This is a genomic window from Chryseobacterium arachidis (genome assembly GCF_900129245.1).
GTDB lineage: Bacteria > Bacteroidota > Bacteroidia > Flavobacteriales > Weeksellaceae > Chryseobacterium > Chryseobacterium arachidis.
This window is the reverse complement of record NZ_FQUT01000032.1, coordinates 1-1,241: the sequence shown is the minus strand read 5'-3', so window position 1 is coordinate 1,241 and position 1,241 is coordinate 1. Positions and strand designations below refer to the sequence as shown.

Sequence of the window (1,241 nt, the reverse complement as noted above, 5' to 3'; positions counted from 1 at the left end):
CCTTTAGATTTGCCAAAGGATTTAGCATTAACTTAGATAATAATTATAATTCTGAAGAACCAGAGAAAATAAAGTGAACTAAACAGATTGCCAGAACAGAACTATTCTGTGTATCAGACTTTATTTTCTCTTTTGAATTACTGCCATTTAGAATGTTAAGCATTGAGGCTTATTAAAGGTTTTAGCATCATTCAAAGTTGGTTCATTCAGGTTTATTCCTAAATCCAAAATTATGAAAAATTATTTTGTCGGAATAGACATTTCTAAAGATACATTGGATGTCTGTGTAATGAGTGAGAATGACGAAAAAGAGATTTTCTTTAAGGTAGAAAACTCGGTTGAAGGAGTTGAAAAGATGATTTCAACTAACGTAAGAAAGGATTCCCAGTTACGGTATTGCTTTGAAAACACCGGTAATTACGGGCTTCTTCTTGCTAAAATATTAGAAAACCATAACCTGCCTTATTACCAGATCCCTGCCTTGGAAATAAAGTTGAGTCAGGGAATTCAGAGAGGGAAAAATGATAAAGTAGATTCGTGGAGAATAGCAAGGTATGCAAAAGTTCACTGTCATGAACTCACACTCCATGCTCTTCCGGAGAAAGAAATTCTTATGATAAAAAACCTTCTGACCTACAGAAACCATTTGATAAAGATAAGAACGCAGTTTAAAAATGAGAAACAATCTTTTTACCAAATAAATAAAATTGCCGATGTCAGCTATCAAATAGATGAGATTACAGAACACATCAAACGATTGGACAAAAATATTGATTTGGTAGAAAAAAGAATACAGCAGGAAATTGATAAACAACAGCAAATAAGCACGAATTATAAGAAAATCACCAAAGTAAAAGGAGTAGGTATGCTTACCGCTGCTTATATGATTGTTTTGACTAATAATTTTACATCGTTTCAGAATCCCAGAAAGTTCAATTGCTATGCAGGTTTAGCTCCCTTTGAGCATTCCTCGGGAACGAGTATTAAAGGAAAGACCAAAACCAGCAAGCTTAGAAATAAGAGGATTAAAACAGTACTCTTTAATGGTGCAAATTCGGCAGTTATTTACGATGAGGAGCTAAAATCTTATTACAAGAGAAAAAAAGAAGAGGGAAAAGCCCATAATTCCATTATTAATGCTGTTTGCTGTAAACTCGTTTACAGAATGTTTGCCGTTGTAAAAAGAGAAGAACCTTTCGTAAATTTAGTGAGATATAATTTGCATATGTCTTAGAATACAC

1 protein-coding gene is annotated in these 1,241 nt (G+C 33.3%); it reads left to right on the top strand.

Going from position 1 to position 1,241, the window contains the following annotated elements; genetic code table 11:
* The first annotated feature begins 232 nt into the window (after window positions 1-232).
* Window positions 233-1,234 carry an IS110 family RNA-guided transposase gene (locus BUA89_RS22645; protein ID WP_072964284.1) on the top strand — a complete coding sequence of 334 codons (1,002 nt, stop codon included), beginning with the start codon at window positions 233-235 and terminating at the stop codon, window positions 1,232-1,234.
* Window positions 1,235-1,241 lie beyond the last annotated feature (7 nt).

Bases quoted from the DNA above. Each gene is read 5' to 3' on its own strand.
- BUA89_RS22645 (WP_072964284.1), top strand. From the start codon at position 233: ATGAAAAATTATTTTGTCGGAATAGACATTTCTAAAGATACATTGGAT.